Annotated in this window: 26 protein-coding genes; 11 read left to right on the top strand and 15 right to left on the bottom strand. The window is 59.9% G+C overall.

The features are described from left to right. The first annotated feature begins 139 nt into the window (after positions 1–139). Positions 140–1348 (top strand): energy transducer TonB, encoded by a 1209-nt coding sequence (locus tag GKIL_RS21530; protein WP_187293858.1) that lies wholly within the window; start codon positions 140–142, stop codon positions 1346–1348. A gap of 49 nt (positions 1349–1397) precedes the next feature. After that, positions 1398–2399 (top strand): TonB C-terminal domain-containing protein, encoded by a 1002-nt coding sequence (locus tag GKIL_RS24335; protein WP_187293857.1) that lies wholly within the window; start codon positions 1398–1400, stop codon positions 2397–2399. Between the two features lie 78 nt (positions 2400–2477). Here the strand turns inward: GKIL_RS24335 and GKIL_RS21520 are convergent, their stop codons facing one another. Together GKIL_RS21520 and GKIL_RS23130 are read right to left on the bottom strand one after the other, a co-directional pair. Beyond that, a complete protein-coding gene (locus GKIL_RS21520; RefSeq protein WP_023176036.1) occupies positions 2478–3104 on the bottom strand; it encodes a Uma2 family endonuclease in 627 nt (208 codons plus the stop codon). 47 nt (positions 3105–3151) lie between these two features. After that, positions 3152–3694, bottom strand: a complete 543-nt coding sequence (locus tag GKIL_RS23130) for a MarR family winged helix-turn-helix transcriptional regulator (protein WP_023176035.1) — start codon at positions 3692–3694, stop codon at positions 3152–3154. Between the two features lie 280 nt (positions 3695–3974). Between GKIL_RS23130 and GKIL_RS21510 the strand changes: the two genes are divergently transcribed. The 3 genes from GKIL_RS21510 (at position 3975) to GKIL_RS21500 (ending at position 9899) form a co-directional block, all read left to right on the top strand. After that, positions 3975–5303 (top strand): efflux RND transporter periplasmic adaptor subunit, encoded by a 1329-nt coding sequence (locus GKIL_RS21510; protein WP_023176034.1) that lies wholly within the window; start codon positions 3975–3977, stop codon positions 5301–5303. Next, positions 5300–8422 carry an efflux RND transporter permease subunit gene (locus GKIL_RS21505; RefSeq protein ID WP_023176033.1) on the top strand — a complete coding sequence of 1041 codons (3123 nt, stop codon included), beginning with the start codon at positions 5300–5302 and terminating at the stop codon, positions 8420–8422. Before GKIL_RS21510 ends, GKIL_RS21505 begins: the two co-directional genes overlap by 4 nt. Before the next feature lie 448 nt (positions 8423–8870). Next, positions 8871–9899 (top strand): IS110 family RNA-guided transposase, encoded by a 1029-nt coding sequence (locus GKIL_RS21500; RefSeq protein WP_023171280.1) that lies wholly within the window; start codon positions 8871–8873, stop codon positions 9897–9899. A 255-nt stretch (positions 9900–10154) separates the two neighbouring features. Here GKIL_RS21500 and GKIL_RS25455 read toward each other — a convergent pair whose 3' ends face one another. From GKIL_RS25455 to GKIL_RS21455, 9 genes are all read right to left on the bottom strand, one after another. Then, positions 10155–10769: a glycine zipper domain-containing protein gene (locus GKIL_RS25455; protein ID WP_023176032.1), complete on the bottom strand. Its 615-nt coding sequence runs from the start codon at positions 10767–10769 to the stop codon at positions 10155–10157. Positions 10770–11021: 252 nt separating this feature from the next. Next, positions 11022–11600 carry a tetratricopeptide repeat protein gene (locus GKIL_RS21490; RefSeq protein WP_023176031.1) on the bottom strand — a complete coding sequence of 193 codons (579 nt, stop codon included), beginning with the start codon at positions 11598–11600 and terminating at the stop codon, positions 11022–11024. A gap of 54 nt (positions 11601–11654) precedes the next feature. Further along, positions 11655–12446 (bottom strand): HAD family hydrolase, encoded by a 792-nt coding sequence (locus tag GKIL_RS21485; RefSeq protein ID WP_023176030.1) that lies wholly within the window; start codon positions 12444–12446, stop codon positions 11655–11657. Positions 12447–12476: 30 nt separating this feature from the next. After that, entirely contained in the window at positions 12477–12953 is a 477-nt protein-coding gene (locus GKIL_RS23125) for a Uma2 family endonuclease (RefSeq protein ID WP_187293856.1), read from the bottom strand. Between the two features lie 169 nt (positions 12954–13122). After that, positions 13123–14259 carry a glycosyltransferase family 4 protein gene (locus GKIL_RS21475; RefSeq protein WP_023176027.1) on the bottom strand — a complete coding sequence of 379 codons (1137 nt, stop codon included), beginning with the start codon at positions 14257–14259 and terminating at the stop codon, positions 13123–13125. Between the two features lie 8 nt (positions 14260–14267). Continuing rightward, positions 14268–14930 (bottom strand): imidazole glycerol phosphate synthase subunit HisH, encoded by a 663-nt coding sequence (gene hisH, locus GKIL_RS21470; protein WP_023176026.1) that lies wholly within the window; start codon positions 14928–14930, stop codon positions 14268–14270. Between the two features lie 13 nt (positions 14931–14943). Continuing rightward, positions 14944–16227, bottom strand: coding sequence for a S41 family peptidase (locus GKIL_RS21465; protein ID WP_023176025.1), 1284 nt, complete (start codon positions 16225–16227; stop codon positions 14944–14946). A gap of 56 nt (positions 16228–16283) precedes the next feature. Further along, positions 16284–17204, bottom strand: a complete 921-nt coding sequence (locus tag GKIL_RS23120; protein WP_023176024.1) for a TRAFAC clade GTPase domain-containing protein — start codon at positions 17202–17204, stop codon at positions 16284–16286. 69 nt (positions 17205–17273) lie between these two features. Beyond that, entirely contained in the window at positions 17274–18125 is an 852-nt protein-coding gene (locus GKIL_RS21455; protein WP_023176022.1) for a prephenate/arogenate dehydrogenase, read from the bottom strand. Between the two features lie 221 nt (positions 18126–18346). Between GKIL_RS21455 and GKIL_RS21450 the strand changes: the two genes are divergently transcribed. Then, positions 18347–18646, top strand: coding sequence for a hypothetical protein (locus tag GKIL_RS21450; RefSeq protein ID WP_023176020.1), 300 nt, complete (start codon positions 18347–18349; stop codon positions 18644–18646). A 149-nt stretch (positions 18647–18795) separates the two neighbouring features. After that, positions 18796–19089, top strand: coding sequence for a hypothetical protein (locus tag GKIL_RS21445; protein ID WP_023176019.1), 294 nt, complete (start codon positions 18796–18798; stop codon positions 19087–19089). Between the two features lie 12 nt (positions 19090–19101). Here the strand turns inward: GKIL_RS21445 and GKIL_RS21440 are convergent, their stop codons facing one another. The 4 genes from GKIL_RS21440 to GKIL_RS21425 all read right to left on the bottom strand — a co-directional run bounded on the left by GKIL_RS21440 (position 19102) and on the right by GKIL_RS21425 (position 22799). Continuing rightward, positions 19102–20217, bottom strand: a complete 1116-nt coding sequence (locus GKIL_RS21440) for a serine hydrolase domain-containing protein (RefSeq protein ID WP_023176018.1) — start codon at positions 20215–20217, stop codon at positions 19102–19104. Positions 20218–20337: 120 nt separating this feature from the next. Beyond that, a complete protein-coding gene (locus tag GKIL_RS21435; protein ID WP_023176017.1) occupies positions 20338–21060 on the bottom strand; it encodes a DUF6816 family protein in 723 nt (240 codons plus the stop codon). An 85-nt stretch (positions 21061–21145) separates the two neighbouring features. Continuing rightward, positions 21146–22129: a LysR family transcriptional regulator gene (locus GKIL_RS21430; protein ID WP_023176016.1), complete on the bottom strand. Its 984-nt coding sequence runs from the start codon at positions 22127–22129 to the stop codon at positions 21146–21148. Between the two features lie 112 nt (positions 22130–22241). After that, the gene (locus GKIL_RS21425) at positions 22242–22799 is read right to left on the bottom strand and encodes a Uma2 family endonuclease (protein WP_245595882.1); all 558 of its coding nucleotides are present in this window, start codon (positions 22797–22799) and stop codon (positions 22242–22244) included. 391 nt (positions 22800–23190) lie between these two features. On the opposite strand from GKIL_RS21425, the gene GKIL_RS21420 reads away from it, so the two are divergent. The 4 genes from GKIL_RS21420 (at position 23191) to GKIL_RS21405 (ending at position 26338) form a co-directional block, all read left to right on the top strand. Then, positions 23191–23889: a biotin--[acetyl-CoA-carboxylase] ligase gene (locus GKIL_RS21420; protein ID WP_051382900.1), complete on the top strand. Its 699-nt coding sequence runs from the start codon at positions 23191–23193 to the stop codon at positions 23887–23889. Further along, positions 23886–24338, top strand: coding sequence for a 23S rRNA (pseudouridine(1915)-N(3))-methyltransferase RlmH (locus tag GKIL_RS21415; protein ID WP_023176012.1), 453 nt, complete (start codon positions 23886–23888; stop codon positions 24336–24338). The genes GKIL_RS21420 and GKIL_RS21415 overlap by 4 nt, the downstream gene beginning before the upstream one ends. A gap of 51 nt (positions 24339–24389) precedes the next feature. Further along, a complete protein-coding gene (nusB, locus tag GKIL_RS21410; protein WP_023176011.1) occupies positions 24390–25031 on the top strand; it encodes a transcription antitermination factor NusB in 642 nt (213 codons plus the stop codon). Between the two features lie 95 nt (positions 25032–25126). Then, entirely contained in the window at positions 25127–26338 is a 1212-nt protein-coding gene (locus GKIL_RS21405; RefSeq protein WP_023176009.1) for a trypsin-like peptidase domain-containing protein, read from the top strand. The last annotated feature ends 54 nt before the right edge of the window (positions 26339–26392 follow it).

Below are 26392 nucleotides of genomic sequence, written 5' to 3'. Positions count from 1 at the left end.
TTTGACAGTCGCGCCCCCGCCGCAAGTAAAGACCAGCCCTAAGCAGTATTTTTGGTGATATACTCCATAGCGCTCCGAAAGATGTCCCTCCTGTCTGACCCCACCCATGAACTTTTGTAGAAGCGGTTGCGCTGCTGTCGTGGCCATTTTTTGGGCAATTTCTGGTCGAGCGGCGGCAGCCCAACCGGCTCCTGCTGCCTGCAGTGAGACAGTACTCCCTAAGACCCGGACAGTTGCCTCAGCAAACGGTTCCGCTGCGCTGCCAGCCGCCACTTCGATCGACTGGCAGCGGCTGGCCCTTGACCGGGAGGATGGGGGCGATCTCACCGGCGCACTGGCGGCGGACACTTGCGCCCTTGCCCTCGATGACAGCGACGGGCGGACCTACTACCACCGCGCTCAGATCCAGACAGCACTCAAAAATTATCGGGCTGCCCTCGAAGATTACCAGCGCGCCATCGATCAAGAATTCAACCAGCCTTTTGTCTACTTCGAGCAGGCTCTGGCACTGCTGGCTGTTGGAGAGATTCAAAAGACGATGGAAACTTTTGCAAAGATTACTCAACAAAAGGCCAGTGATTCGCTCAAGGCGCAGGCTCTCAACAATCTTTCCATTCTCCGACTGCAATATCCACAAATTAGACCCAACATTGATGCTCTGCAACCAGTAGAGAGGGATTTTGATGCCGCTGTGCAACTGGCACCCAAAGAACCAATAATTTATTACAACCGTGGAGTATTTCGGCTGCTGCAGAGGGAACTCACGAGCGCCCGTCAGGATTTTAATAAAAATCGCACACTGCCAGAAAAAGACTTTATAGAGAACCGACGAGTTCTGTTAAAAATTGACCCGGCAGCCTATCTTGTCAGTGTCAATACACTGGATATTGCCTTTCAAGATAACTCTAATAACCCTGGAATCTTTGCCAATGTACCCCTGATCGCAAGTCCGGGCTATCGCTCAATAACATATAAGTACGCTCCTGCATTGAGAACATATCTCTTAAATCAGCCCTACTTGTATGTCTATCTAAATGATCTTGAAAGTGAGCTAGATTGGCAACCCTACATAGAACAGTTGCAAGCGCAGATCAAGAATTATTGGAACACTGAAAAAATACAAGTAACAACGAAGACAGTCGTCCAGTTTGACGTAATCTCCTCTGGCACAGTGCAGAATTTACGAATCATCGATGGTTCGGGCAATAAAGATAGCGATACTGCAGCAATCGAAGCGATAAATGCTTCCTCTCCCTTTAATCTATTACCAGTTCAATACACAAATCGCGAAGAAGGAAAGCGAAGAGTTACAATCAATTTCACTTTCGACATCAATGCTAGAGACTAATAATTCTGCTCATTTTCCTACCCTTTTCTTGCGGTGGTTCGCTGCGGCTTTGGCCATTTTGATCTGCCAATCAGGCTGGTTGCTACCCACTTGGGCCTTGGATCGGACAGATTTTCCAATCAAAGTCTACATCGATCCACTGGCAAAAGAGCTTGATGGAAACGAGAATAAAAACCGTCATCGAAGGCAAATTTTTGAGAGTATAATGCGTGTATTACGAGTGGGCGTCAGCGATTGGAACCGGCTGTTGTCCGATTTTTTAGAACAGCCAATTGCAGACGAGGATTATGTTGGTATTCTACGTAAAGTAGATGCAGTAACAATGGACGATGACACCTTTAAAGTCAAGGTTTTTACTCTCGTAGAAAAACCTGAAATGGCAGATCTGGTTGTCGAGGGCATCGATTCAGACCGCGTGGATTCTGAAAAAGCCATCGGTGTATTTGCTCCAGATGAAGGCTACAAAATCGGTAAGATCCAACTGGCTTTAAACTGGAAGCGCCCCCTCTGGGAACGCGCTCAGGAGGACTCCGACTCCGACCTGCGCGATGTTCTGCTGCACGAACTCGGGCACGCTCTAGGATTGTCACATGTTGAGGGAGAAAGTTGCAATCTTATGGCTCCCGAAGCCTACTACTGTGCGACTGTAAGCTCGAACATCTGTCCGGCTAAACAGATCGAAAAGCGCTGCATCGGCTTGAAGGGAGAGCAGATCACTTTTGTACGCAAAATAATGAACCGCCGCACTGAGAAAACCAGTACGACAGAAACTGGTGTCGGAAGCTATGAGGCCGAGGTGATCAATCGCATCCGCTCGGAATTGATTTATTCGATGAATACAGATAATTTTAATTCTGATGCGCAATTGCTGCTTACGATCGCCGGTAATGGAAGTTTGCGGAATATAACTGTACTCAAAAGTTTTGGTTCCGAAAAGCTCGATAACCTGGTAATGCGCAAGGTCAAAAAGATCTTTCCGCTGCGCGTGTTGCCCGAGAGCAGGCAGAATCGAGATCTGGCGATTGATTTTCGCTGGTCCAACAGCAACTGAAACAAGGGGCAAAATTTACTGATAGATGAGTTAGCGTTCAATTTGACCCATATTCTGCGCCACAGACCAGCACACTGCTCACCTCTCTCGAATCCCCTGACGAAATTCCTTTGCTGCGGCCAGTGAATTCGGGTTTTGCACACATTGACTGAGCAAATTTATATCCAAATCTGGCAAGAGTTCACTCTGGGCAATAGCTTCGTAGCCGTAAGTATCCGTCAACTGAGCCGAGTCTTCGCGCAAATGGTAGATGGAAAATCGATCGTTTTGCCAGAACCACACCTCCCGTACTCCCAGGCGGCGAAAGCGCTCCAGGCGGTTAATCCCACCGCTAGTCAGGATGACTTCAATCACCAGATCAGGGATCTCCTTGTCCATGCCGATGCAGTAGCTCTCGTCCGGTTCAGTGCCCACCTGTCGTTCGGCGCTGCGAAAGGTTGTGGAACCAGTCGGGAAAAACTCTGTGTCAGTCTCCAGAAAATAAATCAGCAGCAAATCGCCGATGCGCGTTTTTCCTGTCTCATGCCGACGACTCGGTGCCACGATTTCGAGCACCCCATCTAGATAACTCACCCGATACGCCAGACTATCGCCCAGTTCTGCCAACAACGCCTCGTACTGTGACCAGGTAACATCGGCAATGATGCGTCGCTCCTCCGGATCATCTAGCTTCAATCGTTGCGATAAGTCATCCAGCAGCACCATAATTTGTAACCTCCCTTGTTTGCGCTCATTCCAAGGCGGGAGAGAACTCACTGATTGACGGGTTCGGTCGGTGGCCCACAGGGACCGAGGCCCGTATCGCCCAGTACCCGGCGTAGTTTACCTAAGCTCACCAGCAGTTGCTCCTTTTCAGCCGGTTCGAGCACACCCATCAGATCCGTCAGGTACTGGATAAAGCCGGGCTTCATCCGGTTGTGCAGGTCGTGGGCCTTGTCGGTGAGCCGCACGCGCTTGATGCGCCGATCGAGCGGATCGCTGTCGCGGATTACCAGCCCATCGCGCTCGAGCCGATCGACGAGGCCGGTCATGTTGGCCTTGGTCACCGAAAGACAATCGCCAATCTCCGACAGAGGCAAACCGTCCTGACCGCGATCGTAGAAGTACTGAAGAATGCGCAGCACCGCGACCTGCGGCCCGGTCAGGCCATAGCGGCTCACGTAGTCGGTCACTTCTTTGTCGAGCAGTGCTCCTACCCGCAACAGGTGAATCAGCATCACCAGCGACTGCGGCTGGGCGCGCTCGAAGTCGCTCACGATCTGGGGAGGAATCTGGCGGTGCTCGGCCAAAGCCATTAGTTAACCATTGAAACTGTCAACATGTTAACAATGTAGCGCAGGGACACGAGTTTGTGAATTGATTTTGTGAGAAGAGGTTATAAGTTGTGGGTTTTCGCAGGATCCGCTGCCCGGAACCTCCGGCTGTGAGAAGATTGGGACACTTGTCCGGCGATGCAGGACGGGCGACTCCTCAATTAATAAACACGTTGACTATTAATATGTAGACAGCGTAGGATGGATGTATTCCCGGCCACCCCGCCTTCAGGCAGATTCCATCAAGGGCGAGCAGCATTTTATGAACAACCCCGAACTGTCCTCTGCGGAGGACAAATCCGTGCGGACCGTCGATCCTGCCGGTCACGCCGAGCCGTCGCTACCGATGCCGGAGTACACCCGGCAAAAGGCAACCCCCAACCGCCAGTGGCTGGCACTGGCCATCAGCTTGCTTGTGATTGGCGGTGGAGCCTGGGCATTGCACGCCCGCACAACAGCTCCCCCTACAAAGCCGGCAACGCCGGTGGCAAGCAAGCCCCAGCCGGTAGTCACCGTTACCACTGCCCGCGCCCGCTACGTACCCCTCGATCGCACCCTCGAGGTGACCGGTTCGATTTCTGCCTGGGATCCACTCTCGATCGGAGCGGAGGCGAGCGGCCTGCGCATCGATCAGGTGCTGGTCGAGGAGGGCGACCGGGTGCGGCGCGGCCAGACCCTCGTCGTCCTCAACGATCAGATCCTCCGGGCACAACTGGCCCAGGCTGAAGCGCGCCACGCTACAGACAATGCGACGACTGCCCAGCGGCGAGCGGCTTTGATCAAGGCCGAGGCGACCGCCCGCGAGGCCCAGGCCAACCTTGAGCGCTACCAGTCTCTGGGCAAGCAGGGGGCGATCTCCGCTCAAGAAGTGCTCGCCCGCCAGACAACCGCCCAGAGTACCCAGGCCGATCTCGACACGGCGCGGCTGGCGGTGAACGCTGCCCAGGCCACAGCCCAGGAAAGCACCGGTCAGATCGCCCAGATTCGAGCCCAACTGGCCCAGACTCGCATCCTTGCTCCGGATGACGGTCTGATTGCCCGACGCGACGCCCGCCTGGGCCAGATCGTCTCCTCCGGGACAGCCCTTTTTATGCTCGTGCGGGATAACCGCCTTGAGCTGCGCGCCCAGGTGCCGGAGGTCGATCTACCGAAGGTTGCTCCGCGCCAGACCGTCCTTGTCACCTCCGACGCCGACAGCCGCATCGCTGTCAGCGGTCGGGTTCGCCAGATCACTCCCCAGGTAGACGAGCGCACCCGCCTTGGTACCGTGCGCATCGATGTGCCTTCGGTGAGCGGCCTCAGGCCCGGTATGTTCGTGCGTGGCCGGGTAGAACTCGGTTCTTACCAGGCGCTGGTGGTGCCTGCCCAGGCGGTGCTCACCAGCGACGACAGCGCCCAGGTCTTTGTCCTCGATGGCGAGCAGGCCGACAGCCGCACAGTTGTCACCGGTGCGCGCAGCGGCGACAACATCGAAGTCAAAAGTGGCCTCAAACCCGGCGAGCGGGTGATCGTGGCTGGGGCAGGCTATCTCAAGGACGGCGATTATGTGCGCCTTCCTAAGAGCGAACAAGTAGCAGGAAATCGCCCGTGAACTGGAACATCTCCGCCTGGTCGATCCGCAACCCGGTGCCGACGATCGTGCTTTTTCTGGTCCTGACGGTGGCTGGAGTCGTCTCCTTCTTCTCGCTGGGCATCGACGAAAATCCAAATATCGACGTGCCGATGGTGTCGGTGACCATCACCCAGACTGGAGCAGCCCCCAGCGAGCTGGAAACCCAGGTCACCCGCAAAGTCGAAGATTCGGTAGCAGGCATCGGCAACGTCGAGCACATCATCTCGACGGTCACCGACGGTGCCTCGACCACCCAGATCAAGTTCGTTCTGGGCACCAACACCGACCGGGCCGTCAACGACGTGCGCGACGCGGTGACCAAGATCCGCCAGCAGTTGCCCCAGGGCATCAACGAGCCCATCGTCCAGCGCATCGACTTTGCCGGTGGGCCGTTCATCTCTTTCGCGGTTGCTTCCAATCGGCGCACGCCGGTCGAATTGAGCTGGCTGGTCGATAACGACATTGCCCGCGCCCTCCTTTCGGTTCCCGGCGTCTCCCAGGTGCAGCGCTCGGGGGGGGTGGACCGTGAGATTCGTATCTTCCTCGATCCCAACCGCCTGCAGGCATTGGGGGTCACAGCCGATCAAGTCAACGCCCAGATTCGCGCCCTGAACATCGATCTTCCCGGTGGCCGGGGAGAAGTAGGGACCACCGAGCAGGCGATTCGCACCCTGGGCAGTGCTCCCAGCGTCGAGAAACTGCGCGCTACCCAGATTGTCTTACCCAACGGCACCTACGCCCGCCTCGATACGATTGGTACCGTGAGCGATGGGGCAGCCGAGCAGCGGCAGCTTGCGTTTATCGATGGCAAGCCGGCAGTCGCCTTCTCGGTGGTGCGCTCCACCGGCAGCAACGTCGTCGATGTCGAGAAGAGCGTCCAGCGCCAGATCGAACAGTTGCGCCACAGCCTGCCTGCCGACATCGACATCGACATGATTCGCACGACAGCCAGGTTCGTGCATATGTCCTACGACGCTTCTGTCGAGGCGCTGCTACTGGGGGCTACCCTTGCAGTCATCGTGATCTGGTTTTTCCTGCGCGACTGGCGATCGACGGCGATTGCGGCGATTGCAATGCCCCTTTCGGCGATTCCTACTTTTGCCTTGATGAAGGTGGCGGGCTTTACGCTCAACAACATGTCGATGCTCGCCCTCTCCCTTGTCGTCGGCATCCTGGTAGACGATGCGATCGTCGAGATCGAAAATATCGTCCGCCACATCGGCATGGGCAAGCGCCCCTTTCAGGCGGCCCTCGACGCCGCCGACGAAATTGGCCTGGCGGTCGTCGCCACGACGATGACGATCGTCGTCGTCTTTTTGCCCGTCGCCTTTATGGGCGGCATCCCCGGCCAGTTCTTCAAACAGTTCGGCTGGACGGTGGCAGCCGCAGTGCTCTTCTCGCTGGTGGTGGCCCGCATGGCCACCCCGCTGATGGCCGCCTACCTGATGAAGCCCCTGCCCCACGCGAGCAAGCGGGGCTGGCTGGTGCGCACCTACGATCGAATCTTGCTCTGGGCGCTCCGGCACCGCTTTGCAACCATCCTCGCCGCCGTCGGTTTCTTCGTCGCGAGCCTCGCTCTGGTGCCGCTCATTCCGACCTCGCTCATCGACGCGGTGGACCGGGGTGAGACGGTCCTGAGCATCGAGTTGCCCCCCGGTTCGTCGCTGAGCGACACCCGGCGGGTGGTAAAACAAATTACCGGCATCGTCCAGTCCCGCCCGGAGGCGGCCAAGGTCTTCTCCTCCCTCGGCACCCCAAGTAGCAACGGCTCCGGCAGCAGTTCCGGCGCGGTCAACAAGGCCAGTATCTACATTGTTCTCAAGCCCAAAGAAGAGCGCAAGCTGAGCCAGGCCCAGTTCGAGGCGGCGATCCGCAAGCCCCTCCTGCAGGTGCCGGGCGTGCGCATCTCCTCCGCCGGTACCGGCGTGAGCGGCGGTAAACCGCTGCAGATCGTGCTTACAGGCGACGATCCGGCCACCCTCAAGCAGGCCGCCGACGCCCTCACCGATCAGATCCGCTCTGTGCCAGGGCTCATCGATGTTACCTCCAGCGCAGCCCTCCTGCGCCCTGAGATCCTGGTCAGACCCGACTTTGCCCGCGCCGCCGATCAGGGCGTCTCGGTGCAGTCGATCGCCCGCACCGCGCTTATCGCAAGCCTGGGCGACATCGACGCCAACCTCGCCAAGTTCAACCTGGCCGACCGCCAGATCAATATCCGCGTCCAGCTCGACCCGCGCTTCCGAGACGACCTGCAGACGATCTCCAACCTGCAGGTAGTGGGCAACAACGGCCTGGTGCCGCTCAAATCCGTCGCCTCGATCGGCGTCGGCAGCGGTGCCGCCCAGATCGACCGCTACGATCGGGCCCGCCAGGTCTCAATCGATGCCAACCTCGGAGCCGGCACCGAACTTGGCCCCGCCCTGCAGGCGGTTCACAAGCTCTCCGCCTACCGCAACCTGCCTGCCGGTGTGCGCGAACAACCGGCGGGCGACACCGAGATCCAGCGCGACGTCTTCAGCGGCTTCGGCTTCGCCATCGCCACCGCCGTGCTGCTCATCTACGCCGTCCTCGTCCTGCTCTTCGGTGGCTTTATGCAGCCGCTCACGATCATGATGTCGCTGCCGCTGTCGCTGGGCGGGGCACTGATTGGTCTGCTCGTCTTCGGCAAATCCCTGGGTCTCTACGCCCTCATCGGCATCATCATGCTCATGGGCCTGGTCACCAAAAACGCGATCTTGCTCGTCGAGTACGGCTTGATGGCAATGAAGGAGGGCACGCCGCGCATGGAAGCCATTCTCTCCGCCGGAGAAGCGCGGATGCGGCCTATCTTGATGACGACGATCGCCATGATCGCCGGTATGTTGCCGATTGCTCTGGGTATCGGAGCCGGGTCCGAGGTGCGCGCTCCGATGGCCGTCGCTGTGGTCGGTGGCCTCGTCACCTCCACCCTACTCACCCTGGTCGTGATTCCGGTGGTCTTCACCTGCATCGACGATCTGCAGAACTGGCTTGCCCGCATCGTCCGTCGCCAACCGCGAGAACTCACCGAGGCGTACCGCAACCCGGCTGTCCCCTCACCTTCTCAGCAGCAGCAATAGGCCGTCGCCTTCTAGAGCGGTCTGCGGTCTGACCCTACATACCCCGGTCCTGGAATACACTCAGAAGAAGCATTTCAGGAAGCAAGGCGTGTAGCAGTCGCTGGAAAATCGCTCTAAGTATCCGAAGGTCATTCAACATCAGCTCCAAGCAGCCCTACGTCCCTTGCAGCAGATGAAAAATAAGACGAGCCTGCAACTGACTCCACCTATCCCGCCTGCAGCCCAGTTACAGTGAACCCCCCCTCGTATATTGCTATTGGTTCCAAGGTAGCGGTGAGGACTGTGCCCCCCCTTGCGGCTTTGACCGCGTGGAAGAGATTGTCCCCCGCTATCAAGGACCGGCAAAGCTGAACCGTATCGAGTGGCACTGACCACGTATCACGAGGCTAGACTTTTGCCGTCCTGCGGAACTTGCCTACCTCCTCTGAAGCTTCAACTGGAGACACTCATGCAGCGAGACGGTTCACAAAACGACTATCAGCTATTTGTCGGTATTGATGTGGCGGCACTCACTGTCACTGCCGCCTGGCTGCTCACCCACGCAAAGCCTACCGCTGCCATCACACTGCCCCAAACCCCCGAAGGACACTGCCAATTGGCCGAACGCTTACTCGCCGTCTGTCCCACCGCCGCTGAGGTGTTAGTGGTCATCGAAGCCACAGGCTCCTACTGGATGCGACTGGCCACATTTCTGGCGCTCAAAGGTTTTGCCGTCAGTGTGGTCAACCCCGCTCAGTCTCATTACTTTGCCAGGGCACTGCTCAAGCGTTCCAAAAGCGATGCGCTTGATGCCCAGACGCTTGCCCAACTCGCTGCCGCCCTGCAACCTGGTCTTTGGCAGCCGCCGCCTGAGATTTATTACCAACTCCAACAGCGCCTGCAGCATCGCGATGCCTTGCTGCAGCAACGCCAACAACTGCACAACCAGTTGCACGCTCTGCGGCAATTTCCGTTGGTGGTGGCGGCGGTACAAGCGAGTCTGGAGCAGTTGAGCCACACCTTCGATGAGCAGATTGCGCAGATGGAAGCTCAGCTAGAAGCGCTGCTCGCCCAAGACTCGCTTTGGCATCAAGCTGCAACCAAGCTGCGCACTATCAAAGGCATTGGGTCTGTCACCGCTGGGTGGGTGTTGGTGAGTACCCTCAACTTCGGCTGCTGTGCAACGGTGGAAGCGGCGGTGGCCTACGCGGGTCTCGCTCCCCGCTCCCACCGTAGCGGCACCAGCCTTCATAGACCAGAGCGCATCGGCCATGCAGGCAATGCCCGCTTACGCACGGCGCTGTATATGGCGAGCTTGAGTGCGATCCGCTGCAATCAGCAGATTAAAAGCTTTTACCAGCGGCTACGAGCAGCCGGTAAACCGGCAAAGGTAGCGCTTTGCGCTGCGGCTCGCAAACTCTTACACATTGCCTGGGCGGTTGTGAAAACAGACACGCCTTTCGATGCAGAGCACGGCAGGTTGGTTTGCTTGCAGTAGGGCGGAGGAAGAGAAGAAAGGAGGAGGCTGCTTGACTCTCAATACCGTATCTCTTCTCCTCTGCCCGGCGGGGCAGGGGAGGAGAGCGGGGGGCAGGGGGGGTGTGGAGGGGTGGGGACGGTTTTAGCAAATACCCATAAGCAAAAGAACGACCAGATCCCCACTCCAGCCCAAAATCTGATGCTTATTTAGCTTCGTCTACTCAGTGGACGTGGAATACGAGCCAAAGAAGACCGACGTCCTGAGCCGGTAGCCTTAACTGGGCGACGGATTCTCAGCAGGCTTTTCAAGTTCAACAGCCTGGTTATAGGCTGCTTCGACAGCTTCGGACACGGTCGGTGAAGCACTCTGAGCCGTTTCGCCTGCCTCGCGATCGAGCGGGCTGGTCGCTTCAGGAGCTACAGCGGGAGCCGACGCTTCGGGCTGGATCTCTGGCTGAAGCTCCGTTTTTGCTTCCTGGCCGGACTGCTCGGTTGCCGGAGTCGTCTGCTGGGGTTGAGCCGGTTGCTGAGAGCTTGTGGACCCTTCTTGCTGACCACCGGAAGTCCCTTCGGACTTGGCTTCGGAACCAGTGATTGCTTCTTTGATTCCGCCGATTGTTTCTTTTGCTTTGTCTATCGGATTTTCACCTTTTAAGGCAGAGGCAGCAACGGCTCCGACTGCCGCTCCGACCACTGCTCCGACCCGGCCACCAACCAGACCACCAACTGCTGCCCCGATCACCCCGCCTGCAGTGTTGCTGAGAGGCTGGGCCGGTTGTCCCTGCTGGTCTGGCTCACGCTTCTCCCGATTGCCCTCGGCGGCAATCGCTTCGCTGCCCTCGCCCTTCTGGTCTTCAGACGGATTTGAAACCTGATTTTCGTCGTTCATCGTTCCTACCTCCTGTCGCCGCTGGACCGTGTAGAACCCGGTCCTTGATTCACTGTCAATCTAATGACGGGAGGCAAAACCCTGCATTCGCCCCAGGAGTGAGATCCAGCCAGATATATAAAAATACACAGAAGGCGCGGACCAAAATAACTGGCCCCCACTTCTTGTGAAACGGTATTTTTGACGGGAGAGCCTGGAATTGACGTAGCTCAACATTGCTTTAAATGGAGCCACCCAGGCAAGCCGCCGCAATCAGGGTGTGCTTTTTGGGCTGGTCCCCTCTGTAGCCGGGATACCGAACCAGGCTCCCGGTGCCACCGACTGGTAGCGCAGGCCGAGGATGGCCTGGTAGGCCAGCTTGTCCCCTTCGAGCAGTTTGGCGTTTTCAGCCAGGGTCAGATCGTTTTGGGCACCGAGCCGGTCGCCCAGGGCGTTCAGTGCCCGACCACGGACGAAGACGGCCTCGAACTGGTCCGCGTCCAGGCGGCCCCGGCTATAAAAGTTTTCGGAGGGGATGGGGTTGAGGCTGAGTGCCTGGGTTGCATCGGCTACGGCCCCCTTGTAGTCGCCGCTTACCAGTCGGGCATGGGCGCGGCGGGCGTAGGCGGTGCTGTCGGAGTTACCGGTAAGCTGGGCATTGCTCTGGCTGGTCCCGGCAGCGTAGGGCGCGTCGCTGCGCTGAAGGTAGGGCGCAACCCGCAGATCGACCAGCGATTCTCTGGTAGCAGGAGCAACAGCGGGTTGCTGAGCCGTAGCGCGCACAGAGAAAAGGGCGACCGCCAGGGGAGCACAGCCGAGCACACACACAGTCAAGATCCGGGGACGAGCCATCGTATCGCGCCTCGATTCAGGTGAACAGATTGCCCCCGACCGGGGACACTTTCTTTAGTCTACGGCCTGCCACTCGCCAAAATCAGCGGAGCCAAAGGCCCGCAGGGGCAACAGTCGAATGCGGCTGTCGTTTTCTGCTTGCTGGCGCTCGCTCGCGGTGTTGTAGCCCCAGGCGGCCAGAAACAGACCCACCGTCTGCAGGTCGGGTAGCTGCTGCACGCCTCGGAGAGTAGCGAAGCGGTCCTCGACAAACCAGATGCGCCGATAGCCCGCCGCCAGAAGCTGGGCCAGGGTGTGGGACTTGGGCTGTCTGATATCCTTGCCAAAAAGGTCGGCAGCAGGCCAGACCAGGCCCGCCTGCCCCAATAGTTCCAGGACGAATCGGCTCGCCTTGGTGGTGATGATCACTGCCCGCAACTGTGCATCGCCCTCCCAACGCCGCAGGCTCTCGATCACCCCTGGATAGAAGCGATGCACGGCGAGCCAGCCGGGTAGATCCCGCTCGATCCACTCGTCGCGCATCCCATCGACCGTCGTCGTCAACTGCTGGGTGCTGAAGCCGGATATCGCCAGCAGTTGGTGAGATAAAGTGGGCCACTCGGCAAAGATGCGCTCGGATTCGATTTTCTCTAAGATGGCGCGCAGAAGCAGCGGCATCTCCCAACCAGTCTCGATGACCGGACGCAACTGGTAAAAGCGCTCCGCTACTCCGGCGGGTGCCACCGGGTCGGTGTCGGGCCAGAGCTTACAGTAAGCGAGCCAGGAAGTCTGAAAGTATTCTTTGAGTCCATCGCAGATCACACCGTCAAAGTCCAGCGCCAGCAAGTCGGGACCGGGTGTCGCCATAGCTGCTCTTTATAAAGTACGGGCTCGATCTTATAACGCGGCGAGCTTCCACTCCCAGCCCGGCAGGATCTCCGGCAGACTCAGCACTTCTTCGAGGCCGAGGGTCACCACCTGGCCCTCGCGGAAGATGCTCACGGTTTTGGCCCAGGTCTCGACCAGCAAGCAGACCACCACTCCCCGGTCCAGCCAACTCTGGATCTGGCGGGTGAGCGCCTCGCGCTGCGAGGGGGCTGACTCGACTTTGACCACCAGATCCGGAACGGGCAGGCCCAGCCTGAAAGGAGCATTTCTCAGCCGGTTCATCGCCAGAAAAGCCAGATCCGGGGCGGTGGCGTTGCAGCCCCCTCGATCGAGCACGACGCCCAGGCCGAGCGGTTCGACCCAGCCAAGCAAACTCTGCTTCAAGCGGGCGATCACCGCCGTCGCCCGTTTCTCCTCACTTTCCCCAGCCGCAGACAGCTCCTGCGGTCGATTTTTTGGGGCGAGTCCTTCAGCAGAGAAAGTCATGATCGTTTCGCTTTCCGGCATCCACCGGGGAGGGTTCAGCTTTTGCAACCTGCGGGAGCGCGGTCGGCAGACCCCACTGCAGTTCCCTCTAGGCATAAATATCGATCAGTATGCACGCAGTCGGGGGCAGCAACGCCATCCGAAAGAGACAGACGCAGCCCGGAAGGTGCTAAATTTCGTAACTGTCTCGACAGCCAATCGCCTCACGGTAGACGCAGGTGAGTTTTTGAAGAACCTGGGGCCAGAGCCAGTGGCGGCGCACCGCCTCTTGAGCGGCGGCTCCCAGCTGCAGGCACAGTTCGGCGCTGTCTACAAGCTGGATCAGCGCTGCTTTTAAGGCATCGACATTCCTGGAGGCAAACAGCCAGCCGGTTCGGCCATGATCGAGAATCTCGGCGGGACCGCCGACGGCGGTGGCTGCGACGGCGAGTCCGTGCAACATCCCTTCGAGCACTACCATGCCAAAGGGTTCGTACCAGCTGGGCACTACCAGAATGTCGGAGCGGCGGTACCAAGCGTCCATCTCTTCGGCGGCGAGCCAGCCGGTGAAGTGGACCTGCTGTCTGTAGGGGGCCATCTGTTGCTGCAGACCCATAAAATCTACCTCCGCCGGGCCGCCGTAGCCGCCTGCGAGCACGAAGCGGGTGGTGGGCCGCACCGAGAGCACCTCGGGGATGGCGGCGAGCAACTCGCCGATGCCCTTGCGCTCGACGAAGCGCCCGCTGAAGAGCACGGTCGGTGGCTCGCCGCGCCGCTCTCGCACGGCGATGGGCCGCTCGTCGATGCCGTTAGCGGCGACGCGGACGCGGGAGCCCACCTCGGGGTAGTAGCGCACCAGCAGCGCTGCTTCACTCTTAGAAGGCACGACGATCCGGTTTGCGGCGACGAGAACCTGGGCCTGGTTTTCCCAAGCGCTCACCAGCCGGCCAATCTCGTACTCGGCCCGATCGAGCGAGTGGACGGTAAAGACAAAGGGCAGACCTGTCACCTCCAGCACAGGCCGGATGGTGTCCCAGAGCCAGGCCGTGTGCAGGTGCAGAAGATCCGGTTGCCAGCGGCGCACCAGATCGATAGTCCTTTGCGGCCCGTCGGAGGGGGCGATCTGAAAAAGTCGCACGCCGTCGGCGTTGAGCCAGCCTTCCTCGTTCGAGAACGGCCCGGCTTCCTCGGGCAACACGAGAATCCCTCCCACCAGCAACACCGCTGCCGTCATCCCGGCGCGGGCGGAGGCTCTGCACAGCCCACCCACCGCCGTTCCCATGCCGCCCCAGGTAATGGGCGGAAATTCAGCGGCGATGTGCAGCACCCGCAAGGCTAGTTCGCTGCCGGAGCGACGAGGGAGCGATCGCCCACCGTCAGGGCGATAAAGTTCTTGAGGATCTGCAGGCCGGTGCGGGCCGATTTTTCGGGATGGAACTGCACCGCCCACAGCCGGTCGCGGGCGATAGCGGCAGTAAAAGGCTGGTGGCCGTGGACGGCGGTGGCCGCCCGATCGGCGCTGCAGGCTGGTTCGACGTAGTAAGAATGCACAAAATACACCCAGCTTCCCGCCGCCAGACCCTGCCAGAGCGGGCAATCGGGCTGGTCGAACTCCAGCTGGTTCCAGCCCATATGGGGAATGGTGAGGCCCGGCTCGCTTGCGAAGCGCCGCACCCGGCCAGGCAGGATCCCGAGCCCCGGCAGCCGCCCTTCTTCGGACGATTCAAAGAGCACCTGCAGGCCCAAACAGATGCCAAGAAGCGGCTGTCCCTGATCTACCAGCCGTTGTAGCGTCGGCCCCAGATCCCGCTCTGCTAATTTCTCGATCGCTGCGTCGAAGGCACCGACCCCTGGGAGCACGACGCCATCCGCCGCCGCCAGCGTCTCGGGATGGGCACTCACGACGACGCGCGCCCCCATCGCCTCCAATCCCTTGCGGGCCGAGTGCAGATTGCCGACACCATAATCGACCAGGGCGATGCTTGGGATGCGCGCCACCGCTATTTCTCCTTCACTGCCCAAGATTGTAGCTTCCGCCTGCGGGGCCGGCTGTGGCCAGCTTTCCAAGAAGTACCTCTATTGCCTTTTGTTTTTGCAGATCGCCGCGCTCGAAATCCGGCGGTACCTCGATATCCGGCGTCACGCCCGTTCCTTCGAGGCGCTCGCCGTCCACCCAGACGTTGGCAACCGCCAGATAGAGCAGACTCCCGTCTTTGAGCAAAAAGGGGCTGCCCGCCAGCACCGCCCCGGCGGTCCTGGTGCCAATCACCGGGCCGATGGCGTATTTTTTGAAGCCGTAGGCGAGGATTTCTTTGCCGCTGCGGGTCTGCTCGTTGACCAGCAGGACAACCGGTTTTTTCCAGAGTTCGGTGAGGTTGGCCGGTTTGCCGTCCCGCGACTGGATAGTAAGCGCCGGTTGCTGGGCGGTAAAGATGTTCAGGTACTCCGGGCTCGCCCCGCCCCAGCCGTTGCGCAGATCGAGGATCAAGGCGTCGGCGCGCTGGAGTTTGCCGCTGAAGAGTTCTTTTTTGAGCAGTTGCTGGTACTGCTCACCGGCGTAGGACCAGACGTGGATGTAGCCTATCGTCTTTCCGTCCTGCTCGATGAGTTCGGCGCTGTCGCGCATCGCATCGAGGAACATCGTGGCCGGATCGTAGTTTTTGGGTACGACCGTCAGCTTCGCGATCTTCCCCGTTCGGCGCACCGAGAGGACCACCGGTTTTGCCACTTTGCCTTTGAAAGAATCGATCGGCTCGAAGCCCGGCTCACCGTCTACGGCGACGATCACATCGCCGACCTGCAATCCGGCCTTGCGGGCGGGGCTATCGTCGAGCACCGCCGTTACCAGCGTGCCCGTTTCCTCCTTGCTGGTGAACACTCCGATTTCGGTGTAGCTGAGTTCTTCGCCCGGAAACTGCTTTTTGAACTTGCGCCAGGCGGGGCTACTGCGGAAAACGCCGCCCAAAAGCTGGTAGAAGGCTGGTTCCTGACGGGTGTAGTAGCGGGTGTGGGAGGCGTGCAATTCCAGAAGCATCCGATTGATTGCCCCGGCGAGCTGTTCACCGCTCGCCGCAAGGGCAGCTTGCTCGCGATACTTTTCGCGAATCGCCCGCCAGTCGATGCCGCCCAGCTTTGGGTCGTAGAAGTGGTCCTTGACAGTCTGCCAGACTTCCTCGAAGGTAGACAAACTGGCGCTCGGAGGCTGAGCGCTGGCCGGTCCGGCCCCAAGCAACACCAGCGACAGGGCAACGGCAACGACAGCCCGCCGCTGCCGGCGCGCAACAGTTGAGAACATAGCAACCGCAAAAGGGAACGGATCGTCTGACGATGCGCGGGCTACTGCAGTTCCGGCTACTCGCGCTCTACCTTTGAGGCCGTGCGGCGGGGAGCCTGGGGCCGAAAGGCTGCCCCCGCCCCGGTCGTCTGCGTCTCCTCCACTAAGATCCGCCGCAGAAGGCCGTCCTCCCAACCGGGCTGTCGCCTGCTACCGCTCAGCAGGCGGGCGAATAGACCCAGCAACCGCTCCCCCCAGCCGAGCCGGTGAATGTCGCTGAGCTGCCAGGCCAGCCAGATAAACGCTGCCGCTGCGCCGACGGCCTGCAAAGCCCAACTTTCACCCCGCTGGACGACCTTTGCCGCCACCGGCAGCGCCCGACAGCGCACGCCGCCGGTGAGACTTTCAAGCAGCGGCCTGAGCAGATCTTCCAGCCGCTTTTCGCTCTGAGATACTGCCGCGCTCAAATCGCACTTGGTCAGCACAAGGGCGATCGGGTAGGTCTCGCCGGGGGGGATGAGCGAGGCAATCGTGCGCAGTTGGGCAAAGATCTTTTGCTCGAACTGCTGGAGATAGTCGTCATCGACCAGCAGTGCCTGGGTATCGACGAACACGCAGCAGCCGTGGGAGGCGAGTACCATCTCTCGAAACGCCGGATTGGCAGGCGAGCAGATTTCGCCAGGAATGTCCTGCCAGCGCAGATAGCAGATCGTGCGAGAAAATCCGAACTGCCGCTGTTTGAGGGCAAAGCGAAAGCTGCTGATGCGCAGCGTCGCCGACGGATAATGGCCTGTGCGCTCGATATAGGCAAGAGCGTTTCCAACGTCCTGCTGCGCCCGGCTGTCCCAGTCAAACCAGAGCGTCGAGGAGGGCAAAGGCGCGATGCCCCGGTGGGTCTCAGCGTAGGCTCCGGCCAGAAACACGGTCTTGCCCACGCCGCGCCCGCCCAGACTCAAAAGGTTAAAAGCGGGGGTGAAACTGCGTGAACGGGCAGGCATGGCCGTGTTTCCTGAGGGGATGACAACACAATAGGAGCAGCTGAAGTCTACCAACCACTCGGTCCAAGTTCAACCAGAATCACCTGTCGCGGGCGGTGGGGCGAAGATCTGTCGGCGCACCTGCTGGCAGCGCTGCAGAGACTGTTCGAGCGCCTGCCACTCGCCCAGGGCGATCTGCTGTTCAAAGAACGCAAGTTGCTCGCGGTAGCGGTGCAGTTCAGCGAGCAGGGCTTCGCGGTTCCACGCGGCCATCGCCGTTCCCAGCTGCGGATTGCCGCCGCCTACCCGGCTGGTATCAAAAAAACCGCTGCTTGCCAGCTCGGCTGCCAGCGCGTCGCCGCTCGCCTCCAGATTTGCCAGCAAAGCGGCACTGACAAACACCGGCAGGTGGCTGATCCGGGCTACGGCCCGGTCGTGTTCAGCAGCAGCACAGTAGTAGATCCGCGCCCCAAGCTGGCCCACCAGACCGGCGACCACCTCAAGGGCGGCCTTTGGGGTGGCAGCAGTCGGGGTAAACACGTAGGGGCGGCCCACAAAAAGGCGCGCCTGGGCCGCCGCCAGACCCTGGGCGGCACTGCCTGCCATTGGATGCCCGCCGACAAAGGTGGGCCAGAGCGCTTCTGCTGCCGGGACGATCGCCCCTTTGACCGAAGCAACATCGCTAAGAACGGTGCCGGTGGGCACAACGGCGGCGAGCGCCTCGATCGCAGATAATACGTGATCGATCGGCGTGCAGATAAAGATCACCTCGCAGCCGCTCAGCAACGCGAGGGATGCACCGCCGTCCTCAATGATCCCCGCTTCGAGCGCCTGGCGGATCGTCTCGGCTGAGCGGGAAACCCCAATGATGCGGTGATGGGGATGCCAGTCGATGGCCAGTGAGCCACCGATCAATCCCAGACCAACGATGCCAATTTTCATGGGAGCTGTTGTAGGAAATAACGTTCCTGGCGGTATCCGTTTGTGAAAAAAATTCTGAGAAGATCTACAGGTTTCCTTCAGAAAAAAAACCTGAATCTCTCTCCAGCAGGCTTTTTGCCACCGCTACAACCGCAGGGCGGACATGCTTAAAACAATCAAAAAATCTGAACACAGATTGAAAGCCCTTTCTAAAATGAGGTTATCTTTTGCGGATGTGCGGCATGGAAAGTTTACATGAAAAGCTAGATGGGTTGTACGAAAAACTGGAGGCGTTGCGCATTGCGACAGAAGTACTCCCTGAACAGATGATCCTCGCTCTAAAGTCAAACGGCAGCAGTGGTTCTACCCAGACAAAAGACGTTCTCTCCGAAGAAGAGGAGATGACCTCCCGCTCGCCCTCGACCAACGGCAAGGTGCTCTCGCCCGAGGCCCAGATCCAGAGGCTGACCGCCCAGCTGACCGCCGCCTACAATCGCATCGCTGCGCTCGAAGACCAGCTGATGGCCCGCCGCAGCCTCTGAAGCTGCTCTTCATATCAAAATTCGCCATCGGGGAGGCTAAAAGCCTCCCTGTCTGGTTTTGGTGCTCCTGGGCTGAGTAACTGCCCATCGTCAAGAATCTACATTTTTTGCTCCTGGTACCAGAAAGAACAAGCAAGTAGGCTAAAAGCATGATTGTTCTGTACTGCCCGGATGAAGCGTCTGCCAGCAGTGTGGTCGAAGTTCTCGCTTCTGCCAGACTCCGCTTCAAGTCCGCTCAGGGCGGGACTGGCGTCGCCCAGGACAGGCGCGGGCTGCAGCTGGAGCTGCTGCGCGACCGCACGCGGGTGTACGTCGGCGAACTGCCGGCCACCGCCGCGCTGCGCTGCGAACTGACGACGCTGGTGGCACAACTCTTGCCCCGTCATCTGACAGCCAACCTAATCATCCGGCCTTTCGTGCCCTTCGACGACGAACCGTCTTAAGAACACCTCCACTCACTTTGCGAGCAGAACGGCCAGCAGCTCGTAGGGCAGACCTGTTTTGGTATAGGTGTTGTACAGCTCAGATGTGTCGAGGTTGCTCAGGATAATCAGGCTCGCCTCCCGCTCGGGCACGCGAATATTGAGGCTGTGAAAGCCGCCGGTGCTGCCCTGGCGCTCGATGAGCAGGGGCTTTTCGCCCGTCGGCAGCTCCAGCCGGTACGCCCAACTGCCGAGGGCGACAAAACCCAGGCTCGGTAGGGGCGCAAACATTGCCTCGGTGTATTCTCTAGAGAGCAACCTGTAGGTATCCAGCGCCCGGTTCCAGACAAAAAGATCGTCTACGGTCGAGTACATCGCACCGGCAGCATAAAAATTCTGGATGCGAAAGTAGGGTTCGTTGCGGTAGACTCCGTTCTCGAACAGGTAGCCGGAGGCTTGCTTGCCGATCACCGCCTCCTGGGTGGCAAGGCCGCTATTTTTAAGTTGCAGCGGTTGCAAGATCTTTTCGGTGAGCAGCTGCTCGTAGGGCTTGCCTGTCACCTTTTCAAGCAACAGCCCCAGCAGGATGAAATCGGCGTTGTTGTAGTTGAACTTGGTTCCTGGCGTCTGCTGCAGGCTGCCGGTGCAGACAGTTTTGAGCAGGCGGTCGGGCTTGAGGAGGTCCGGAGCCTGGTTCTGGTAATAGCCCGACTCGTCATCGAGGGTTGGCAAGCCGGAGGTGTGGGTAAGCAGCTGTCGGACGGTGATCTTGTCAGCAATTTCTGCAGGACAATCCGGCAGATAGGTCGAAATCGGACTATCGAGTTTGACCCTGCCCTCGGCCACCCGTTGCATTACCAGTAGCGCCGTGAACTGCTTGGTAATCGAGGCGATCTTAAATCGGGTATCGGTGCCGTTGTCGATATTCCAGCTGCGGTTGGCCAGGCCGTAGGCACTTTTATAAACAACCCGGCCTCTGTCGGCCACCAGCAGCGCACCGTCGAACTGGCCTTTTTCGTGGTACCGGCGGACGATGCGCTCAATTGCCTCGGTTTTGGTTTCAGCATAGACAGTTTGAACACCAAAAAAGCCAGTGAGGACCAGCAGGCAGGCAAGCAGAAGTCGTACAGCGCGATTAGACGTTTGCACCGGTAGCAACCCTTTGTCGAGACAGACCCCTTTATATCCTGGGGCACAGCTTTTGAACGATTTCGCGTCCGTTAGCGATTGCTTATCCCACCGCCCAGGATCACCGCAAAGCCGCACGCTCTAACGCCCTACCCGGCGAAATTCCAGCCGGTAGCGATAGGCGCTGACTGCCCGGCCTCCTGCTTCAAAGTAGGCAGGTTCACGCGGATCGAGGTACACCGCCGTCATCTGCTCAGCGCCGATCCCGGTACGGGTGCGGCTGTAGAGGGTAACCGTTTCGATACCCCGCAGGCTGGGCACTCTGGAGCCGGTAAATATCTGCTGGTAGTACTCGCCCACATCGAAGCGATCTGGGGTAGGTTTGTCGATCTGGCGGCGCAGGGTGAGGAGTTCTCCCCGCTGGTTGCCCCGCAGCCGCAGCACCTGCCGGTTGGGATCTTGCGGGCGCACCTCCACGCCGAGCACGTTGCGGCGACCGAAGTACGCCTCGGCAATCGAGCGGTCGTTGAAGGCCAGATCCGCCACCACCAGCCCGCCGCTGCGCACAAAGCGGGCCAGGAAGGTGATGGGCTTGCCGCGCAGCTGGCGGCTCGCAGCGAACGCCTGGGAGTCGATCACTTTCTTTCCTAGAGGAGCAGCGAGGTCTACGAGGGTGGTGCGCACCTGCCAGGTCCCCTCGAACCAGGCCGGGTACACCAGCGCTCCCTGGGCCGCTGGAAGGGGCAATGGCTCTCCCACCGCCGGAAAAGACCGCAGCCGCTCAGCCAGTGTGGCCGCCGCAGGCCGGACCAGTTGCAACCAGAAGACGAGGGCAATGCCTCCGAGCCTCGCTGAGCGCAGCATAAAATTTCCCGCTTTATATCGTAAAAAATTATGCCTCAAGCCACCGCAGTGGGACGCCAGCTACTGGCCCGGCAAGCCCAGACGGTTATTCCTGTCCTGCTTGTAAATCCCGTACAGCTGGTTCTCTGGCGCTATCAGGAAGTGAGAGCACTTGCGGGTGATTGCTAAAAGGGAGGATCTGCTCGCGAAAGACGTGGGAGGCTCGCGACTCAAAGCGCTGTGGGTGGGTCAGCAGCGTCAGAGGCCGGCGCAATTCCAGTCCCTCGACGGCGACCCGGTGCAGTACACCCAGCTTCAGTTCTTTGGCGATCGCTGTCGCCGAGATGAAGGCGACCCCCAGCCCGGCCTGCACCGCCGTCTTGATCGCCTCGATGCTGCTCAGCTCCATCTCGATCGCAAGACAGGATACATCGATGTTGTGGCGACCCAGAACGTTGTCGAGGACGCGGCGGGTGGTCGATTCTGGATCGAGGGCGATGAACTTCAGTTCGTAGAGCATCTCGCGGGGAATCACCGCTACCCCGGCCAGGGGATGAAATTCCGGCACCACCAGCGCCAGCTCGTCCTCGGCGTAAACTTGCGAGTGCAGGCGGCCCTGCAGTTCTGAGGGCACCTCGCCACCGATAATCCCAAGGTCGAGCTTGCCCTCGGCTACGCCGTAGGCGGTGCGCCGGGTGGACATGACGTGCAGTTGTACGCCGACTTCCGGATAGCGGCGGTGAAATTCGCCGATCAGGCGGGGGATGAGATAGGTGCCGGTGGTCTGGGAAGCGCCGATGACGAGGGTGCCGCCTTTGAGGTTCTGCAAGTCGGTGATTGCCCGGCGCGACTCGTCGCACAGCATCAGGATGCGCTCGGCATAGATCAAAAAAGTCCGGCCCGCCTCGGTCAGTTCCGCCTTGCGCCCGGAACGATCAAAAAGCGGCATCCCCAGAGCCGCCTCCAGATTCTGCACCTGCAGCGAAACCGCCGGTTGGGAGATATAGAGCGATTCGGCGGCCCGTTTGAAACTGCCATGCTGGGCGATCGCCCGGAAAATGCGAATCTGGTCCAGGCTGAAATTGTTCATGAAGTCTTCTATTCGCCGAGGGCAAGCCTGCATCAATTGTGCCGTCAAACCGCCCGTTGCAGCAAAAAGCTCCGAGCCCACCCTCAGAACCAGACGGCCTCAGGCTGCCGGTTCAAGGCGCTCGATTCTGTCGCAGCCTGGATCGCAATTGCTGGAGGGCCGCACCCATTCCCAGGCTGTCTGCAGCCTGCAGGCAGCTCTCGAAGAGCAATCCGACATCCACAGCCGCAAAAAAGCGGCTCGTCGGCTGCAGCTGGTAAGCTTCACCCACCAGCAGGTAGATGAGCAGACGGCCCTGCCGACACAGCCAGACTTCTGGAATGCGGTACGGCAGGTAGTCGTTGACATCGCTGTAAAGTGTCACGTCAACTTCGACGACCAGATCCGGCCAGGGATCGGTGGGCGGTTGGAGGCGTTCTTTGCCTGCAACTGCCTGCCACCGGTCGATGTAGAAACTGTAGTCCGGCTCGATACCGCCGACATCGGCACGTTCGAGGGTAATCGGCGTGAAGGCTTCGTAGTTGCGGCCATCGCTATCGAGCAGGGCGGTGACAATACCGGCAATCAGATGGGCATCCCGCCCATGCTTCGGCAAGGGCGACATCAGCAGGATTTCTCCGGGGCGAAACTTCAGGCGGGGAACGCTACGGTCGTTGCGAATAGAGCGCAACGCACAATAATCTCGCCAGGAACCCCTCAGACGGACAAGCGTTCCAGGCGAGAGCCGAATTTCTTGCGGCGAGACCAGAGTGTACATAGCGAACCAGTGAGGAAGCAGGCGGCCAGCCGCCCTGCCCCAGCTTCTATGATACCGATGCCTCAGGCCGGGAAAACGTCTAGAATCCTGTTGCGAAAATCAGAGAGTGACAGACTGGCTTAAGGTATTGAAGCTGTATTCCCGGTAGCAGTTCTCAAAAAAACCGCTGCTAAAATGAAGGCCCTGTCTGTAATTGATTCGTGCTTCCACTCCGGCTCGATCGGCCATGATTGTTGATACGCAAAAATTTCGGCTGCATTTAAAGACAGAAACGCTGGGTCACTGGCTCCACTTTTATGAGCGAGTGGACTCCACCAACCGGCTGGCGATGGAATATTTGCGCGAGGGGGCTCCGGAGGGAACGACGATTCTTGCCGAGCAGCAGACTGGAGGCCGGGGCAGCAATGGCCGCAGCTGGCAGTCGCTGCCGGGCGGGCTGTACCTCTCGGTGGTGCTCACTCCCGAGGTGGCCCTCGAGGATGTCTTTCAGTTGACGCTGGTGGCAGCTTTCGGTGTCGCCCAGAGCCTCTGCCGCCTCACAGGCACTCGGGTGCGCCTCAAGTGGCCCAACGATCTGGTCGTCGAAGCAGAAGGCGGGCTTGCAAAAGCGGGCGGTATCCTGACAGAGACTCGCGTGCAGGGCGGACGGCTGGTGGGGGCAGTCGTCGGTGTCGGCCTTAACTGGGACAATCCGGTGCCGGAGGGCGGTATCCGGCTGAGGCCGTTGGCGCGCCGGCCCCTCGATCTGGCGATGGTGGCGGCGGCGGTGTTGCTGGGAATCGAAGAAGCTTATCAGCTCTGGCAGACCCGTGGCATCAGCCGGATCGTCGCCGGCTACGAGCGCTATCTGGTCAATCTCGGTCAGGCGGTCGAGGTGCCCGGCCACGACGGACCAGGCCGGATCATCGGCATCGACGGCCAGGGAGCGCTCAGGGTGATGTTTCTCAACGGCAGCGAGGCATTGCTCTCCTCGCGCCAGTTGCGCCTGGGCTACCGGCGTTGAAATTCAAGCTGCTGGCGGTTGGGCGGTTGCACCAGCGGCCTTTTGAACTGGCGGCAGCCGAGTACGGGCGGCGGCTTGCGGCCTCCGTCCGCTTCGAGCAGGTGGAGGTGCGCGATGTCAGGCTTACCGACAGAGCAACCGCCCGGCAAAAAGAAGCCCAGGCGCTGCTTGCCCAGTTAAAGCCCGCCGATCATCCGGTCCTGCTCGACAGCGGCGGCATCCAGTTCGACAGCCCAGGTCTGGCAAACTGGCTTCAAGCCCACAGCGCAGAGCCGTTCGTATTTATCGTCGGATCCAGCTGGGGCGTCGATTCGGCGGTGCGCGAGCGGGCAAAAACCCTCTGGTCGCTCTCAAAACTCACTTTTCCCCACGAACTGGCGCGGGTGATCGTCCTCGAACAGCTCTACCGCGCCGTCACGATCCTGGCAGGCCATCCGTACCATCACTGACGGCGGGCCGTCCTCTGCTCTTAAGATGGATGGGCTCTCCTTGATATTTTCATGCAAGCTCGCCGCATCGCCCGCGAACTGGTCTTGATGAACATCGGCCATCTTTCTGCCGACCGCTCCAAAAAACCGCCGGGCACCAGAGATCTCCAGGAACTGGTGCTCACCGCCGTCCGCACCCTGCAGGAGGAGGCAAACGAAAGCCTCAAGCATGCCTGCGCCGAGTTGCGGACAGCTCATCAACACCTGCTCACCAGTGAGCTGACCGCCCGCAACCTCGATCAGGCCCGCAGCGAAGCCAACAGCGCCATCGAGCTGACCGAGCAGGCGATCAACCGGGTCGGCGCGGCCTTGGAGGTGCCGGAGTTCGTGCGCCTGGCCGACGACCTCCAGGTGCGCTCCTACGCCCTCGAACTCTTGGGAGCGTATGCGCGAGAGGCAGAAACCATCGATGGCCTGCTCGACAGTTGTATGGAAGGCTGGCAGCTCGATCGGCTGAGCCGCATCGACCGCGACATTCTGCGGCTCGCCCTCACCGAGATGGCCACCCTCAAGAGTGTGCCCTACCGCGTCGCCATCGACGAAGCGATCGAGCTGGCCAAAAAATACAGCAGCGAGACAGCCGGTCGCTTTGTCAACGGCGTCCTGCGCCGGGTGGTACAGCATCTGAAGCTGGAACAGGCTCCCCGCGCCTGACGTCTAGATAAAAAAGTAAGCCACAACCCATCTATGCGGCGGTGCTAGGATGACGAAAAGGCTTATCGGATGACCGATTGAGGGAAGTATCAGGTATGGCAAGCGATTGGAAAGGAAAAGTTGTCCAGCTAGGCGTCATCGGTGCGGTGGCCGGTGCCAGTTTTGCCCTCGGCAATCTGGCCACGCACCAGGTAACGGGTGTGCCGTCGAGTGCCGCCCCGATTCCGCCTGCCTCGACTCCAGCCGAGACGCTCTCGACCGGTGTGAGCAGCGAGCGCCCTTCCCCGGCCTCGGTGTTGGGTCCCAACTTTATCGCCGACGCTGCCCAAAAAGCTTCACCGGCAGTCGTGCGCATCGACACCGAAAAAGTGCGCGAGGTGGGCCGCTCGCCTTTGGACCAGTTCTTTCCTGAATTTGGCCTGCGCCTGCCGCGCAATTTTCGCGAGCGCAGCGCCGGTTCCGGCTTTATCCTCGACGGCAACGGCACTGTAATCACCAACGCCCACGTCGTCGAAGGGGTCGATAAGGTGGCTGTCACCCTCAACGATGGCCGCAAGGTGACCGGCAAAGTTGTAGGCACCGACCCGCTCACCGACATCGCCGTGGTCAAGATTCCCGCCGGGGCAAACCTGCCGACCGTTCCCCTCGGTGATTCTGATCAATTGCGTCCCGGCGAGTGGGTGATCGCCGTCGGCAATCCCTTGGGCCTCGATCACACCGTTACCGCCGGCATAATTAGCGCCCTCAACCGCTCCAGCGACGCGGTCGGCGTGCAGGACCGGCGGCTCGAATTCATCCAGACCGACGCGGCGATCAATCCCGGCAATTCCGGTGGACCCCTCGTCGATATCTACGGTCGGGTGATCGGCATCAACACTGCAATCCGCGCCGACGGACAGGGCATCGGCTTCGCCATCCCGATCAATAAGGTCAAAGAAATTTCTGCAAGCCTGCTTAAAGATGGCCGGGTGATCCGCCCCTACATCGGTGTCTCGATGCTGACCCTCACCCCCGAACTGTTGCAGCAGCTCAAAGACGATCCCAACTCCGGTCGCCTGCCCGATGCCGATAAAGGCGTCTGGATCCGCGATGTCGTCAAAGGATCGCCTGCTGCCCGCGCCGGGTTGCGCGCCGATGACATCATCCTCGCCATCGACGATAAACCCGTTACCGACGCCAAGCAGGTGCAAGATCTGATCAGTGCCCGCAAAGTCGGCGAAGTGGTCAGCGTCAAGGTCCAGCGCAACAACAAGATAGCGACCTTCCAGGTGCGGACGGTGGAACTGAGCCAGACACCGGTCAGCTAGTCTACCTAAAGAAAACGTTAAACTGTCTTCGCCTCAAACTTCCCGCCTCCATAC

The organism is Gloeobacter kilaueensis JS1 (assembly GCF_000484535.1).
In the GTDB taxonomy this organism is placed as follows: domain Bacteria; phylum Cyanobacteriota; class Cyanobacteriia; order Gloeobacterales; family Gloeobacteraceae; genus Gloeobacter; species Gloeobacter kilaueensis.
This window is presented reverse-complemented; position numbering and strand designations above follow the sequence as displayed.

Bases quoted from the DNA above. Each gene is read 5' to 3' on its own strand.
- GKIL_RS21450 (WP_023176020.1), top strand. From the start codon at position 18,347: ATGGAAAGTTTACATGAAAAGCTAGATGGGTTGTACGAAAAACTGGAG.
- GKIL_RS21510 (WP_023176034.1), top strand. From the start codon at position 3,975: ATGAACAACCCCGAACTGTCCTCTGCGGAGGACAAATCCGTGCGGACC.
- GKIL_RS21405 (WP_023176009.1), top strand. From the start codon at position 25,127: ATGGCAAGCGATTGGAAAGGAAAAGTTGTCCAGCTAGGCGTCATCGGT.
- GKIL_RS21435 (WP_023176017.1), bottom strand. From the start codon at position 21,060: ATGCTGCGCTCAGCGAGGCTCGGAGGCATTGCCCTCGTCTTCTGGTTG.
- GKIL_RS21455 (WP_023176022.1), bottom strand. From the start codon at position 18,125: ATGAAAATTGGCATCGTTGGTCTGGGATTGATCGGTGGCTCACTGGCC.
- GKIL_RS25455 (WP_023176032.1), bottom strand. From the start codon at position 10,769: ATGAACGACGAAAATCAGGTTTCAAATCCGTCTGAAGACCAGAAGGGC.
- GKIL_RS23130 (WP_023176035.1), bottom strand. From the start codon at position 3,694: ATGGCTTTGGCCGAGCACCGCCAGATTCCTCCCCAGATCGTGAGCGAC.
- GKIL_RS23125 (WP_187293856.1), bottom strand. From the start codon at position 12,953: ATGACTTTCTCTGCTGAAGGACTCGCCCCAAAAAATCGACCGCAGGAG.
- GKIL_RS21485 (WP_023176030.1), bottom strand. From the start codon at position 12,446: ATGGCGACACCCGGTCCCGACTTGCTGGCGCTGGACTTTGACGGTGTG.
- GKIL_RS21520 (WP_023176036.1), bottom strand. From the start codon at position 3,104: ATGGTGCTGCTGGATGACTTATCGCAACGATTGAAGCTAGATGATCCG.
- nusB (WP_023176011.1), top strand. From the start codon at position 24,390: ATGCAAGCTCGCCGCATCGCCCGCGAACTGGTCTTGATGAACATCGGC.
- GKIL_RS21430 (WP_023176016.1), bottom strand. From the start codon at position 22,129: ATGAACAATTTCAGCCTGGACCAGATTCGCATTTTCCGGGCGATCGCC.
- GKIL_RS21500 (WP_023171280.1), top strand. From the start codon at position 8,871: ATGCAGCGAGACGGTTCACAAAACGACTATCAGCTATTTGTCGGTATT.
- GKIL_RS21445 (WP_023176019.1), top strand. From the start codon at position 18,796: ATGATTGTTCTGTACTGCCCGGATGAAGCGTCTGCCAGCAGTGTGGTC.
- GKIL_RS21465 (WP_023176025.1), bottom strand. From the start codon at position 16,227: ATGTTCTCAACTGTTGCGCGCCGGCAGCGGCGGGCTGTCGTTGCCGTT.
- GKIL_RS21490 (WP_023176031.1), bottom strand. From the start codon at position 11,600: ATGGCTCGTCCCCGGATCTTGACTGTGTGTGTGCTCGGCTGTGCTCCC.
- GKIL_RS23120 (WP_023176024.1), bottom strand. From the start codon at position 17,204: ATGCCTGCCCGTTCACGCAGTTTCACCCCCGCTTTTAACCTTTTGAGT.